Below are 13602 nucleotides of genomic sequence, written 5' to 3'. Positions count from 1 at the left end.
ACGCTCTCGGTGGTTCAGCCCTTCACGCAGACAACCTGCTTGATCTTCGCCACCACTTCGACGAGGTCACGCTGCTGATTGATGACCTGGTCGATGTTCTTGTACGCCCCGGGGATCTCGTCCAGCACCCCGGAGTCCTTGCGGCACTCCACACCCCGCGTCTGCTCTTCCAGATCCCGCACCGTGAAGTGCCGCTTCGCCGCGTTACGGCTCATGCGGCGTCCCGCGCCGTGCGAGGCGGAGTTGAACGCCTTGGCGTTCCCGAGCCCCTTCACGATGTACGAGCTGGTCCCCATCGAACCGGGGATGATCCCGTAGTCACCGGCCCCAGCCCGGATCGCGCCCTTGCGCGTCACGAGCAGGTCCATCCCGTCATACCGTTCCTCGGCCACGTAATTGTGGTGACACGAAATCTCCGGCTCGAAGGTCGGCTTTGCCTTCTTGAACTCCTTGCGGATCACGTCCTTGAGGAGCGCCATCATGATCGCGCGGTTGTACTTGGCGTACTCCTGAGCCCAGTACAGGTCGTTGCGGTACGCCGCCATCTGCGGAGTGTCGGAGATGAACACTGCCAGGTCCCTGTCGACCAGGCCCTGGTTGTGCTGGAGCTTCTGCGCGACACCAATGTGGTGCTCCGCCAGCTCCTTGCCGATGTTGCGGGAGCCGGAGTGCAGCATCAGCCAGACCGAACCTGACTCGTCGAGACAGATTTCCTCCAGATGATTTCCTCCTCCGAGCGTTCCCATCTGCTTAGTAGCTCGTTCGTGACGGAATTTGACCGCTTCGGCAACTGTCTCGAACCGCCCCCAGAACTCGTCCCATCCGCCAGTGGCGAACCCGTGCAGGCGCCCCGGGTCAACGGGGTCGTCGTGCATCCCGCGGCCCACCGGAATCGCCTGCTCGATCTTCGAGCGGAGGCGGGACAGGTCACCGGGCAGGTCGTTCGCGGTCAGGGACGTCCTCACCGCGCTCATCCCGCAGCCGATGTCCACCCCGACCGCCGCCGGGCACACCGCGCCCCGCATCGCGATCACCGAACCGACCGTCGCGCCCTTGCCGTAGTGCACGTCGGGCATGACGGCGAGGCCCTTGATCCAGGGCAGGGTCGCCACGTTGCGGAGCTGCTGCATCGCGGCGTCCTCGACGGACGCCGGGTCGGTCCACATGCGGATGGGGACCTTCGCCCCCGGAACCTCTACGTAAGACATGAAATCCCCCGTACTCGCCCATAAATGGGCCCACTTGAACAGAAGTATGGAAACGCAAATACCGGAGCCAAGGTCGGCGAAACGGATGCCGGACCGGCGTCCACGGCAGTGCGTGCGATAGACATGGCAGCATCGGGGGCCTTGTCGCGGCAACCGAATAACCCCCTATCAACCCCGTATTCGACCCAGCAAGGAGCCCCAGGGTGCAGCGGAAGTCGTACGCGTACGTACCGGGTGTCGCCGTCCTTCTGACGGCGTTGCTCGCCGGCTGCACGGGGAGTTCGGACGACGGCGGCGGGAGCGACGACTCGAAGCCGGGCGAGGTGAGCGCGTCGGCGTCCGCCGCGCAGCCCGGCAAGTACCGGACGCTGCCGGAGCCGTGCGGCCAGCCCGAATCGGGCGTGCTGGACGACATGCTGCCGGGCATCGCGAAGATCGCGGACCAGGAGCAGCGGGAGAAGGCCTACGAGGGCACGGCGACGACCACGTTCGACACGGGGCGCCGGGTGGGGTGCCGGTGGAAGGACGACGCGTCCGACGGCACCGTGCACCGGCTGACGCTGGACTTCGAGCGGGTGGTGTCGTACGGCACGGCGGCGAGCGACGACTCCGAGGCGCAGAAGGTCTTCGCCTCCGAGGTGACGAAGGCGGATCTGCCGGAGCCGACGACAACGGCGCAGGCGCCGGAGCCGGGCAGCTCTGCCGATTCGGGCGATTCAGGCGATTCAGGCGATTCCGCCACTTCTTCCACGTCGCCGAATGCGTCGAAGTCGTCCCCTTCGTCCGGGAAGAAGGGTGACTCCGCGTCGACGTCCGGCTCGGGGACGGCGTCCGATCCGGCCTCCCCGACCTCGTCCGAGGCCTCGGCGGACCTCCAGCCGCGGCTGCTCGACGGCCTCGGTGACGAGGCGTTCCTGGACGACGCGCTGACCGGTCCCGTGGCGTCGCGGAGCCGGACGGTGACTGTGGTGTTCCGCACGTCGAACGTCGTCGTGACCGTCGAGTACGAGACACAGCCGACGGGCATCGCCGGGGTGCCGGACAGCAAGGAAATGCAGGACAGGGCCCAGGAACTGGCCCAGAAGCTGGTCGGGAAGTTCGGCGAGTAGGGGCGCGCGGGACGGTGCGGCGGGTCCGGGGAACGCGAGGCGTGCGCGTCGGGTAGCGCGTACGGTGGCCCATCGGACCGGTTCGTGAAGGTCGCTTGAAGATCGATGAAGGTCGGTCGGTCGTCGCGTGTCCGGTCCGTGGCCCTGTCAGCGTCCCAGTGAAGGAACCATGCACCGTCCGACCAAGCGACTCACCCGCATACTTGCCTGCGCAGCCGCCGTGCCGGTGGTTCTCGTCGCAGCCGGCTGCTCGTCCGACTCCGGCTCCGACACGGGCAGTGCCGACAAGGCGTCCAAGGAGTCGAAGGCGTCCGCGTCCACCGCGGGGGACGCGGCGAAGAAGGTTCAGCCGGCGACGTACAAGTCGCTGCCGCAGGCCTGCGACGTGCTCTCCAAGAAGACGTTGAAGGACCTGGTGCCGGAGGGCAAGAGCAAGGCCGGGGCGTCGGACGACGAGTCGACGCGGGCCAGCTGCTCCTGGGCGAGCCTGGACAGCAACGGCGTGAAGGGCTCCCAGTACCGCTGGCTGAACGTGTCGCTGGTCCGTTTCGACTCGGACGCGAACCGGGGCAGCGGCAACGCGCTGGCGTCCGCCTTCTACGCGAAGCAGGTCAAGGACGCGCAGGCGGCCGACGGCGCGAAGAACGTGAAGACGTCGAAGCTCTCCGGTACGGGTGACGAGGCGTCGCTGGTGCGCCTCGACAGCACGTACAAGGACAAGAAGAAGGACGTCACGTCGAAGCAGCAGACGGTCGTCTCGCGCGTCGACAACGTGGTCGTCACGGTGAACTACAACGGTTCGGGGTTCGCGGGCGAGAAGACGCCGGACGCGGACAAGCTGTCGAAGGACGCCGAGAAGGCGGCCAAGGAGACGGTGGCCTCGGTCGAGGAGACGACCGGTAAGGGCGCCGCGAGCGCCTCCGCGTCGGCCTCCCCGTCCAAGTCGTCGGACAAGTCCTCCGAGAAGCCGTCCGGGAAGTCGTCCAAGGAGCCCTCGGACAAGTCGTCGGACAAGTCGTCGAGCAAGCCCTCCGCGAAGTCGTCCGCCAAGGACTAGCCGCGCGGGGGCGGTTCGGCAGCGCCAACCGCCTGCGTTTGCCCGCCATTTGAGGAGCCCGGACCCTTTTGGGTGCCGGGCTCCCGGTGTACCGGCACACGGCCTTCCGCATGCGTGTGCCAGTCTGTTGGCGCAACATGCCGAACTGGGAGGGGAACTGGAGTGGCCGCGCCACTGAAGCTGACACGGACGCACCGGATACTCGCGGGCGTGGTGATCGCCGGTGCGGTGGTCATCGCGGGCATCGGCTTCGCCGGTTCCTACGCGGCCGTGCGCGAGCTGGCGATCCAGAAGGGCTTCGGGAACTTCTCCTACGTCTTCCCGATCGGCATCGACGCGGGCATCTGTGTGCTGCTCGCGCTCGACCTGCTGCTGACCTGGATCCGCATCCCGTTCCCGCTGCTGCGCCAGACGGCGTGGCTGCTGACGGCGGCGACGATCGCGTTCAACGGCGCGGCGGCCTGGCCCGACCCGCTGGGTGTCGGCATGCACGCCGTCATCCCGATCCTGTTCGTCGTGTCGGTGGAGGCCGCGCGGCACGCCATCGGGCGGATCGCGGACATCACCGCGGACAAGCACATGGAGGGCGTGCGGATCACGCGGTGGCTGCTGTCGCCGCTGCCGACGTTCCTGCTGTGGCGGCGGATGAAGCTGTGGGAGCTGCGTTCGTACGAGCAGGTCATCAAGCTGGAGCAGGAGCGGCTCGTGTACCAGGCGCGGCTGCGGTCGCGGTTCGGGCGCGCGTGGCGGCGCAAGGCTCCGGTGGAGTCGCTGATGCCGCTGCGGCTCGCGCGGTACGGCGTGCCGCTGGCGCAGACCGCTCCGGAGGGGCTCGCGGCGGCCGGGATCGAGCCGCAGCTGCTGCCCCCGCAGCCCAAGGCCCAGCCCGAGCCGCAGCCGCAGCCCCGGCAGGAACTCCCCGCGCTGGAGCGCCAGGTTCCGCAGCAGCCGCAACAGCAACAACAGCCTGAGCAGCAGCAACAGCCGGAGCAGCCGTACCCGGCACCGGAGCAGCCCCGGCCCGGACAGCCGCAGCCGGTCGGCCCCGTGACGGAGGCGGAGGCCGGGGCGGAGGTGCCGAGCCAGTGGTTCGCCCAGCCGCGGCAGGTCGAGTACAACGGCGGCTACGACCCGAACTTCGTGCCGCCCGAGGCCCCGCAGCAGCAGATCCCGGTGCCGGTGCCGCACCAGCGGACGGCGGAGCCGGAGCCGCAGCCCGAGCAGGAGTTCCCGGTGCCGACCGGCGCGGGCGGCACCCGGCAGCTGGGCGACGGCGTGGCCCAGGCCTCCGCGCCGTCCGACGAGGACCTGTACCAGGTGTTCCGGTACTCGATAGACGGTGAGGGCATGCCGACGCCGGGGGCGTTCCAGGCGAACGTGGAGGCGACGTACGGCAGCGGCCTGTCCCAGCGCGATCTGGCCCGCTACCACGAGACGTTCAGCAAGCGCCTGAACGAGGAGTTCGTGGACGACCACATCGCCTGATCCCGGCGGCACGTCCGGCGGTAACGGGAAGGGGCGGCACCGGTGATTCCGGTGCCGCCCCTTCCCGTTACCGCCGGAGGCGCTACGCGCCCAGGAGCTTGCGCACCCGGTCCGCCCCCACGGCGAGCAGCAGGGTGGGCAGGCGCGGGCCCGTGTCACGGCCCACCAGAAGGTCGTAGAGCAGCGCGAAGAACGCTCGCTGCGCGCCCTTGATCTCGGCCGGGAGTTCCTTGGGGGTGGCGTCGGCGGGGAAGCCGGCCTGCACCTTCGGGACGCCGTAGACGAGGTGGGTCAGGCCGTCGAGCGACCAGTGGTCGTCGAGGCCGTCGAGGAGCAGCCGGATCGACGCGCGGGACGCCTCGTCGAGCGCGGCGAGCGCGGCGGTGTCCGGCTCGGTGCGCACGATGGTGCGGGACTCGGCGGGCACGTACTTGTTGATCCACGCCTCGGCCCGGTCCAGGCGCGGGCGGACCGTCGCCAGGTCGGTGACCGGGTTCTCCGGGTCGAGCTCGGAGAGGATGCGCAGCGTCTGCTCCGCGTCCCCGGCGGTGACGTCGGCGACGGAGGCCAGCGTGCGGTACGGCAACGGGCGCGGCGTGCGCGGCAGTTCACCGGCCGCGGTGCCGACGGCGCGGCTGTACGCGGCCGAGTCCGCGGGCAGCGCGGAGCCGTCCGCGACCTTGGCGCTGAGCTTGTCCCACTCGTCGTAGAGCCGCTGGATCTCCTGGTCAAAGGCGATCTTGAACGACTGGTTGGGGCGGCGGCGGGCGTAGAGCCAGCGCAGGATCTGCGGCTCCATGATCTGGAGGGCGTCGCCGGGGGTCGGGACGCCGCCCTTGCTCGACGACATCTTCGCCATGCCGCTGATGCCGACGAAGGCGTACATCGGGCCGATCGGCTGCTTGCCGCCGAAGACCTGGTCGACGATCTGCCCGCCGACCTGGAAGGAGGAGCCGGGGGACGAGTGGTCGACGCCGGACGGCTCGAAGATCACGCCCTCGTACGCCCAGCGCATCGGCCAGTCGACCTTCCAGACCAGCTTGCCGCGGTTGAACTCCGACAGCAGGACGGTCTCGGTGAAGCCGTCGAGCGTGCAGGTGTAGGACAGCTCGGTCGTCTCGTCGTCGTACGAGGTGACGGTGGTGAGGTCCTTGCCGCACTCGCCGCAGAACGGCTTGTACGGGTAGTAGCCGCCCGCGCCGCCGCTGCCGTCGTCCTCGTCGGCCGCGCCGGAGCCCTCCGCGGCCTCCAGCTCGGCCTCGTCGACCGGCTTCTGCTTCTGCTGCTGCGGCTTCTTGCCGGGCGCCTTGGCCGCCGGGTCCTTCTTCGTGCGGTACTGGTCGAGGATCGCGTCGATGTCGCCGCGGTGCTTCATCGCGTGCAGGATCTGCTCGCGGTACGTGCCCGAGGTGTACTGCGCGGTCTGGCTGATGCCGTCGAACTCGACGCCCATCTCGCCGAGGGCCTCGACCATGGCGGCCTTGAAGTGCTCCGCCCAGTTCGGGTACGCGGACCCGGCCGGGGCGGGGACGGCCGTCAGCGGCTTGCCGATGTGCTCGGCCCAGGACGCGTCCGTGCCGGGCACGCCGTTCGGCACCTTGCGGTAGCGGTCGTAGTCGTCCCAGGAGATCAGGTGACGGACCGTGTACCCGCGGCGGCGGATCTCGTCGGCGACCAGGTGCGGGGTCATGACCTCGCGCAGGTTGCCCAGGTGGATCGGGCCGGACGGGGAGAGGCCGGAGGCGACGACGACCGGTTTGCCCGGGGCACGGCGCTCGGACTCGGCGATGACATCGTCCGCGTATCGGGAGACCCAGTCGGCATTCTCCTGGGGCTCCGCGCTCGTGCTCTGAGCCACGGTGTGTGGTGCCTTTCCCTTGAGGTCTGCGGCGCGGTCGCTCTCCACGCCGCTGCCATTGTCCCAGTTACTCGGGGCTGGGGGAAAACGCCTTATGGGGTGGGCGGTCCGGAGGGGTGGCCCCGCGGCCGGCGACGAGACCGGAAAACCCCTTTGCGGCCCCGTGGGATACTGAGCGGGACTAACGAATCAGCCCCGACCAGAACGGCAGCCCTTACCCATGGCCCCGGTCACGTCCATCACCGCCCACGTCAATCAGCGCCTCGCCGACGCCCTCACCTCCGCTCTCCCGGAGACCGACGGAGTCGACCCGCTGCTCCGACGTAGCGACCGGGCCGACTTCCAGGCCAACGGGATCCTCGCGCTCGCCAAGAAGGCCAAGGCGAACCCGCGGGAGCTGGCCACCCAGGTCGTCGACAGGATCGAGAACGGCGGGCTGCTCGCCGACGTCGAGGTCTCGGGCCCCGGCTTCCTGAACGTCACGGTCACGGACCGGGCGATCACCGAGACCCTCGCGGCCCGCGCCGCCGACGGCGACCGGCTCGGCGTGCCCACGAAGGACACCCCGGGCATCAGCGTCATCGACTACGCGCAGCCGAACGTGGCGAAGGAGATGCACGTCGGCCATCTGCGTTCCGCGGTGATCGGCGACGCGCTGCGCGGGATGCTCGACTTCACCGGTGAGAAGACGATCGGCCGGCACCACATCGGCGACTGGGGCACCCAGTTCGGCATGCTCATCCAGTACCTGATCGAGAACCCCGACGCCCTGGCCCCGGCCGAGGACGTCGACGGCGAGCAGGCGATGAGCAACCTGAACCGGGTGTACAAGGCGTCGCGCGCCGTCTTCGACTCCGACGAGGAGTTCAAGGAGCGGGCCCGTAAGCGGGTCGTGGCGCTGCAGTCCGGCGACAAGGAGACGCTCGACCTGTGGCAGCGGTTCGTCGACGAGTCGAAGGTCTACTTCTACTCGGTCTTCGAGAAGCTCGACATGGAGATCCGCGACGACGAGATCGTCGGTGAGTCCGCCTACAACGACATGATGGCCGAGACGGCCCGCATGCTGGAGGAGTCCGGCGTCGCCGTGCGCTCCGAGGGCGCGCTCGTGGTCTTCTTCGACGACATCAAGGGCAAGGACGACCAGCCGGTCCCGCTGATCGTGCAGAAGAAGGACGGCGGCTTCGGCTACGCGGCCTCCGACCTGTCCGCGATCCGTGACCGCGTCGTCGACCTGCACGCCACGTCGCTGATCTACGTCGTCGACGTACGGCAGTCGCTGCACTTCAAGATGGTCTTCGAGACGGCCCGGCGGGCCGGCTGGCTGAACGACGACGTCACCGCGCACAACATGGCGTACGGCACGGTCCTGGGCGCGGACGGCAAGCCGTTCAAGACGCGTGAGGGCGAGACGGTCCGGCTGGAGGACCTGCTCGACGAGGCCGTCGAGCGGGCCACCGCCGTCGTCCGCGAGAAGGCCGAGAAGGTGGGCCTGACCGAGGAGGAGATCGTCGAGAACGGGCGGTACGTCGGTATCGGCGCCGTGAAGTACGCGGACCTGTCGACGTCGCCGAGCCGCGACTACAAGTTCGACCTGGACCAGATGGTGTCGCTGAACGGCGACACGAGCGTGTACCTGCAGTACGCGTACGCGCGCATCAAGTCGATCCTGCGCAAGGCCGACGGCGCCGCCCCGGCCGCGCACCCGGAGCTCGAACTCGCCCCGGCGGAGCGGGCGCTCGGCCTGCACCTGGACGCGTTCGGCGACACGGTCTTCGAGGCCGCCGCCGAGTACGCGCCGCACAAGCTGGCCGCGTACCTGTTCCAGCTGGCGTCGCTGTACACGACGTTCTACGACCAGTGCCCGGTGCTCAAGGCGGACACCGCCGAGCAGGTCGAGAACCGGCTGTTCCTGTGCGACCTGACGGCCCGCACGCTCCACCAGGGCATGGCGCTGCTCGGCATCCGCACGCCCGAGAAGCTCTGACGACAGCGGCACGCGAGGGCCCCGCACCTGTTGGGTGCGGGGCCCTCGCGCGTGTCAGGCGTGGTAGTGGATGGTGCCGTTGTAGCGGGCCGTGGCGCCCTGGCAGTACTGGCTGAAGCGTGCGGCGAGTGCCTTGATGGTGCCGTCGGCCGTGGTGGCGAGCCGGTCGACGGTCAGGGTGCCGCCCGCGAAGCCGCAGGCGCGGCCGTTGCCCATCGCCACCAGGCCGCCCTTCTCCGGGTCGACGGTGTAGGTGCGGCCCGCTTCGAGCCGGTCGCCCTCGGGGACGTAGAAGGTGACCGACCATTCCTCGCGCTTGCCCTCGACGGTGTAGTCGAAGCCGCTGGTGACGGTGCCGGACAGGGAGAAGAGGCTGGTCGCGCCGGTGAACGTGCCGGAGCCGCCCTGCCCGATCCAGTCGTCCGCGTCGCTCGTGTACGCGTACGAGAGGGGGTACGCGGCGAACTTGACGGTGCCCTTGAGCGCGGGGGCCGTGGCGCTGTCGCAGCGCTGGGTGAAGGAGGCGTCGAGCCGGGTGACGGCGCCGGTGGAGTCGGTCTCGATCTGGTTGACGGTGAACTGGCCCCAGATCGTGTTGCAGCCGCGGTACTCGCCGCTCACGTCCAGGCCCGGCGCGCGGCCCGTGCGGAAGGGCGCGCGCTCGGCGCCGCGGTAGACACCCGGGTGCAGCTCCTCGCCCTTGGGCGCGGCGAGTTGGACGGTCCACTCCGAGTCGTCCGGCAGGGTCACCGTCACGGTCGCGTCCTGCGCGGTGCCGCTGATCCGCACCGGTGTGGCCGGTGCCTTGTACGACGCGGACTGCCCCTGGCCCACGAAGTCGCCCGCCTCGCTGCTGTACGTGTACGAACTGACCGCCACCGGGGTGCCGGTGGCGGCCTGCGCGGGGGCGGCCGCGGCGATGAGGCCGCAGGCCAGGGCGACGGCGGCCAGGGCGCCGCCGATGCCGCGTCTTCTCGCCGCGCGCGGCTCCGAGATGTTCATGAAAAGGGTCCCCTCCGAGAGTTCCGGCCGCCGAACCGTCGGCCGCTCGGAGCTATGTATCCACCAACTCCCCCTTTATTCGCACAAGTTGACTTCTCCTCACTCGTTCCTCAGCGCCCTGCCGAGCCGCCGCAGCCCCTCGGTGATCTCCTCCGGCGCCTGGGTGACGAAGCAGAGGCGGAGGGTCGTGGGGTCGCCCCCGCCCGCGTAGAAGGGCGCGCCGGGCACGTACGCGACCTTCTCCTCGACCGCCTTGCCCAGCAGGGCGGTGGTGTCGTACGCGCCGTCCTGCGGCAGGCTCGCCCACAGGAACATGCCGCCTTCGGGGCGGTTCCAGGCGGAACCCTCCGGGAGTGCGCCGGGCAGGCCCGCGAGCATGGCGTCGCGGCGGGCGCCGTACTGCTCGGCCACGTGGGCGACGTGCGCGTCCAGGTCGACGGTGGCCAGATAGCGGGCCGCCGCGAGCTGGTTGACGGTCGGGGTGTGCAGGTCGGCGGCCTGCTTGGCGACGGTGCAGGCGCGGCGCAGGTCTCGCGGCGCGCGCAGCCAGCCGAGCCGCATGCCGGGTGCCATGACCTTGGAGAAGGAGCCGAGCAGGACGGTGCGGTCACGGGCGCCCTCGTAGGTCGCGATCCAGGGGAGGCGGGTGCCCTCGAAGCGCAGTTCCCCGTACGGGTCGTCCTCGACGATCCACAGCCCGCGGCGCGCGGCGACCTCGGCGACGGCGGCGCGGCGCTCGGCGGGCAGGGTGCGGCCGGTGGGGTTCTGGAAGGTGGGGACGGTGTAGAGCAGCTTGGGCCGGTGCTCGGCGACGAGGGCGTCGAGGGCGTCCGGGTCGATGCCGTGCTCGTCGCAGGGGACGCCGACGACGCGGGCCCCGGCGAAGCCGAAGACCTGAAGTGCCGCGAGATAGCAGGGGCGTTCGACGAGGACGGTGTCGCCGGGTTCGAGGAGCGCGGTGGCGAGGAGGGACAGCGCCTGCTGGGAGCCGGTGGTGACGAGCAGGTCGTCGGCGGACGTGGGCAGTCCGCGCGCGCTCGTCCGCCCGGCGAGCGCGGCGCGCAGGGCGGGTTCGCCCTCGGTCGTGGAGTACTGGAGGGCGCGGCGGGCGTCGGCGCCGGTCAGAACGGCGTCGTAGGCGGCGGCGACCCCGTCCGCGTCGAAGAACTCGGGGGCCGGGAGCCCGCCCGCGAAGTTGATGAACTCCGGCCGGGCCGTCACCGCGAGGATGTCCCTGATCGGCGAGCCCCCGGTGTCGGCGACGCGGGCGGCGAGTGCGGGGAGTCCGGAGAGTTCGGCGGTGGTCATGGCGGGCTCCTTCGCGGCGGCGCGGGCGGGTTGCCGTGACCCTAGACAGACGGCCGCGGCCCGCACCCACCGTTTTCGCCATCCGGACACCGGGTTCGCCGTAGGGCTCGGGAGTCGCGGGCGGGGAACCTAACCCTCCCGCTCGATCCACTCGCTGCCGCCCAGCGGGTAGTCGTAGCCGGGCCGGGCCACGTTCGCGCTCGTGCGGAACGGGGTGCCGCTGTTGTCGACGCGGACGGTGCCGTGCCGCGATCCGCTGGAGTACTCCAGCGTCAACTCCCAGCGCACGTCGTGGGCCTTGGTGTGCGCGACGACGTAGAAGACCTCCGGGTCGGACTCGCTGACCTTGTACGGGAAGTCGCGCTGCCCGCCCTTGACGGTGACCGTGGGGCTGCCGTCGTCCAGGTCGACGTCGAAGGACTTGGTGTCGACACCGCCGCCGCAGCCGACGCCCATCGAGTAGTCGTTCCAGGCGAGCGGCGCGCCCTTGGAGACGACGCGGACGCGCAGGGCCTGGAGGACGACGGTCTCGTCGCCGGTGCCCTGGACGGTGAGCGCGACCTCCTGCTCCCCCGAGGAGACGGCCCCGTACGCGGCCGACCAGCGGGGTGCGTCCTGTTCGCCGGCGGGCGGGCCTACCTGTTCCGGTTCGCTGTCGACGAGGAAGTGCTGGCTGCACGGGCTGTCGTAGACGTAGGGGCGGGTGCCCACGGTCAGCGGCACGCCGCCACTGTCGCCGTCGTCGTCGTCGCCGCCGACCGGGCGTGACGCCTCGGCGGGGCCGGAGGCGGAAGGTGCGCCGGGTCCGGACGGGGAGGGCGTGCCGGTCCCGGACGGGGACGCGGAGCCCGACGGCTTCGAGCGGCCCTGGTCCGTGCCGTCGCCCGCGGTGGCCGAGGCCGTGGCCCCGGCGGCCCGCCGCCCGTTCCCGTCGTCCCGCGCGCCGTCGGACAGATTCACCGCGAGGGCGACGGCACCGAGCACGGCGGCCGAGGTGACGGCGGCGACCAGCGCGGTGCGCCTGCGGCCGCGGGGCCGGGGTTCGTCCGCCTCGGCGCCGCCGCCGGTCCAGGTCCGCGGTGCCGAGGAGGAGGCCGGTGTGGCGGTGGATTCCGGGGTGGCGACGGGGTCCTGTGTGGCGGAGGGGTTCTGTATGGCGGAGGGGTTCTGTATGGCGGAGGGGACCTGCATGGCGGAGGGGACCTGCATGGCGGTGCGGTCCTGTACACCGGCGGGGTCCGGTGCGGCTTGGCTCCCCGGTGCGGCATGGCTCCCCGGTGCGGCATGGCTCCCCGGTGCGGCTTGGCTCCCCGGCGGGTCCGGCTCCGCCACCTCGCCGGGCGCACCCGGCGCACCCGGCGCACCCGGCGCGCCCGCACCCGCCGCACCCCGCCGCCCCCGTGCCGCGTCCGCGAGGATCCACTGCCGGTGGAGTTCGACCAGTTCCTGCGGGGTGGCCCTGCAGAGTCTCGCGAGGCGTTCCACGGGGGCGTAGTCCGTGGGGACCGCGCTGCCGTTGCAGTAGCGGTGCAGCGTCGACGTGCTCATGTGCAGACGCTTCGCGAGCGTCCCGTAGCTGAGTCCCGAACGGTCCTTCAGCTGTCGCAGCAGCGCCGCGAAATCGTCGCCCGACACCTGTTCCGCCATTCCCCGTCGACTCCCCACGTCCCATTCCGGCGTTCCAGGCGACCCGCTTTCCTCCAGGTCAGAGCCCGTTCGGGCGTTCCAGTGTCCCCAACTCGCCGCCGGATGTGGCCGTTGGGACGGATCACCGCCCAAGCTCCTGCCATCCAAGCATCACACCCACCGCACCACCGAAGGGGTTCATCGCATGTCCGCCATCCGCAGCATCCGCACCGCCCGTACCGTCCGCCGCACCCGGCTCGCCACCGCCGCCGCGACCGTCGCCCTCGCCGCGCTCTCCCTGACCGCCTGCGACGACGGATCGGGCGTCAAGGACGAGGGCGCGTCGGCGCCTTCGTCGGCGACCGTCTCCCCCACCGCATCCTCCTCGGGCGACGCGAAGGCCGGCGGGACCGGCAGCGGCAGCGGCAGCGGGAAGACCGAGACGGCCACGACCACCGGCAGCAACGGCACCGCCGGAACCAACGGCACCACCAAGGCCCCGTCCGCCACGCAGCCCCCGGCGTCCTCCCACAAGACGGTCACCTGCGAGGGCTCCACCACCAAGACGGTGGCCGCCCCGCTCACCCGCCCCGTCAACCACATGCTGCTCACGGTCACCAACACCGGCGCCAACACCTGCTACCTGTACGGCTACCCGGCCGTCCGCTTCGGCGAGGCCCAGTCCGTGCCCCCGGTCGACGAGGACTCCCAGCCGCAGGCGGTCGTCACCCTGAAGCCGGGCGAGTCCGGCTACGCCTCCGTGCGGCTGTCCGCCGCCGACGGCAGCGGCGCACACGGCTACACCGCGAAGAGCCTGGCGGTGTACTTCCACGGCCGCTCGGGCAACGAGAGCGTCGGCTCGGGCGCCACCCCGTCGCTGCCCGCCAAGGGCGTCTACGTCGACGACTCGATCGAGGTCACGTACTGGCAGCAGTCGATGGACTCCGCCCTGAGCTGGTGACCTA

The 13602-nt window shown here is 70.8% G+C and carries 10 protein-coding genes; 5 read left to right on the top strand and 5 right to left on the bottom strand.

Translation table 11 applies throughout. From position 1 onward, the window contains the following. Nucleotides 1-14: 14 nt before the first annotated feature. A complete protein-coding gene (locus B072_RS0101550) occupies nucleotides 15-1208 on the bottom strand; it encodes an RtcB family protein (protein WP_018528174.1) in 1194 nt (397 codons plus the stop codon). A 203-nt stretch (nucleotides 1209-1411) separates the two neighbouring features. Between B072_RS0101550 and B072_RS0101545 the strand changes: the two genes are divergently transcribed. The 3 genes from B072_RS0101545 to B072_RS0101535 all read left to right on the top strand — a co-directional run bounded on the left by B072_RS0101545 (nucleotide 1412) and on the right by B072_RS0101535 (nucleotide 4859). After that, a complete protein-coding gene (locus tag B072_RS0101545; RefSeq protein WP_018528173.1) occupies nucleotides 1412-2317 on the top strand; it encodes a hypothetical protein in 906 nt (301 codons plus the stop codon). Nucleotides 2318-2486: 169 nt separating this feature from the next. After that, the gene (locus B072_RS0101540; protein WP_018528172.1) at nucleotides 2487-3374 is read left to right on the top strand and encodes a hypothetical protein; all 888 of its coding nucleotides are present in this window, start codon (nucleotides 2487-2489) and stop codon (nucleotides 3372-3374) included. A 162-nt stretch (nucleotides 3375-3536) separates the two neighbouring features. Next, nucleotides 3537-4859: a DUF2637 domain-containing protein gene (locus tag B072_RS0101535; protein ID WP_018528171.1), complete on the top strand. Its 1323-nt coding sequence runs from the start codon at nucleotides 3537-3539 to the stop codon at nucleotides 4857-4859. Nucleotides 4860-4941: 82 nt separating this feature from the next. On the opposite strand, the gene lysS is transcribed toward B072_RS0101535, so the two are convergent. Continuing rightward, nucleotides 4942-6717 carry a lysine--tRNA ligase gene (gene lysS / locus B072_RS0101530; RefSeq protein ID WP_026245352.1) on the bottom strand — a complete coding sequence of 592 codons (1776 nt, stop codon included), beginning with the start codon at nucleotides 6715-6717 and terminating at the stop codon, nucleotides 4942-4944. A gap of 220 nt (nucleotides 6718-6937) precedes the next feature. Between lysS and argS the strand changes: the two genes are divergently transcribed. After that, the gene (gene argS / locus B072_RS0101525) at nucleotides 6938-8701 is read left to right on the top strand and encodes an arginine--tRNA ligase (RefSeq protein WP_018528169.1); all 1764 of its coding nucleotides are present in this window, start codon (nucleotides 6938-6940) and stop codon (nucleotides 8699-8701) included. 54 nt (nucleotides 8702-8755) lie between these two features. On the opposite strand, the gene B072_RS0101520 is transcribed toward argS, so the two are convergent. The 3 genes from B072_RS0101520 to B072_RS0101510 all read right to left on the bottom strand — a co-directional run bounded on the left by B072_RS0101520 (nucleotide 8756) and on the right by B072_RS0101510 (nucleotide 12658). After that, nucleotides 8756-9703 (bottom strand): hypothetical protein, encoded by a 948-nt coding sequence (locus tag B072_RS0101520; protein WP_018528168.1) that lies wholly within the window; start codon nucleotides 9701-9703, stop codon nucleotides 8756-8758. A gap of 99 nt (nucleotides 9704-9802) precedes the next feature. After that, on the bottom strand, nucleotides 9803-11011 hold the full coding sequence (locus B072_RS0101515) for a PLP-dependent aminotransferase family protein (RefSeq protein ID WP_018528167.1): 1209 nt from the start codon (nucleotides 11009-11011) through the stop codon (nucleotides 9803-9805). A 129-nt stretch (nucleotides 11012-11140) separates the two neighbouring features. Beyond that, complete coding sequence (locus B072_RS0101510; protein WP_018528166.1) at nucleotides 11141-12658, bottom strand: transcriptional regulator; 1518 nt, start codon at nucleotides 12656-12658, stop codon at nucleotides 11141-11143. 184 nt (nucleotides 12659-12842) lie between these two features. On the opposite strand from B072_RS0101510, the gene B072_RS0101505 reads away from it, so the two are divergent. Next, nucleotides 12843-13598: a DUF4232 domain-containing protein gene (locus tag B072_RS0101505; RefSeq protein ID WP_018528165.1), complete on the top strand. Its 756-nt coding sequence runs from the start codon at nucleotides 12843-12845 to the stop codon at nucleotides 13596-13598. Nucleotides 13599-13602 lie beyond the last annotated feature (4 nt).

The sequence above is a fragment of the Streptomyces sp. HmicA12 genome, from assembly GCF_000373565.1.
GTDB lineage: Bacteria > Actinomycetota > Actinomycetes > Streptomycetales > Streptomycetaceae > Streptomyces.
Note: the sequence above shows the minus strand (reverse complement) of the source record. Positions and strands in the feature narration are given on the sequence as shown.

Excerpts from the sequence above, each read along its gene's own strand:
- B072_RS0101550 (WP_018528174.1), bottom strand. The coding sequence starts at position 1,208 with ATGTCTTACGTAGAGGTTCCGGGGGCGAAGGTCCCCATCCGCATGTGG.
- B072_RS0101540 (WP_018528172.1), top strand. The coding sequence starts at position 2,487 with ATGCACCGTCCGACCAAGCGACTCACCCGCATACTTGCCTGCGCAGCC.
- argS (WP_018528169.1), top strand. The coding sequence starts at position 6,938 with ATGGCCCCGGTCACGTCCATCACCGCCCACGTCAATCAGCGCCTCGCC.
- B072_RS0101520 (WP_018528168.1), bottom strand. The coding sequence starts at position 9,703 with ATGAACATCTCGGAGCCGCGCGCGGCGAGAAGACGCGGCATCGGCGGC.
- B072_RS0101515 (WP_018528167.1), bottom strand. The coding sequence starts at position 11,011 with ATGACCACCGCCGAACTCTCCGGACTCCCCGCACTCGCCGCCCGCGTC.
- B072_RS0101510 (WP_018528166.1), bottom strand. The coding sequence starts at position 12,658 with ATGGCGGAACAGGTGTCGGGCGACGATTTCGCGGCGCTGCTGCGACAG.
- B072_RS0101505 (WP_018528165.1), top strand. The coding sequence starts at position 12,843 with ATGTCCGCCATCCGCAGCATCCGCACCGCCCGTACCGTCCGCCGCACC.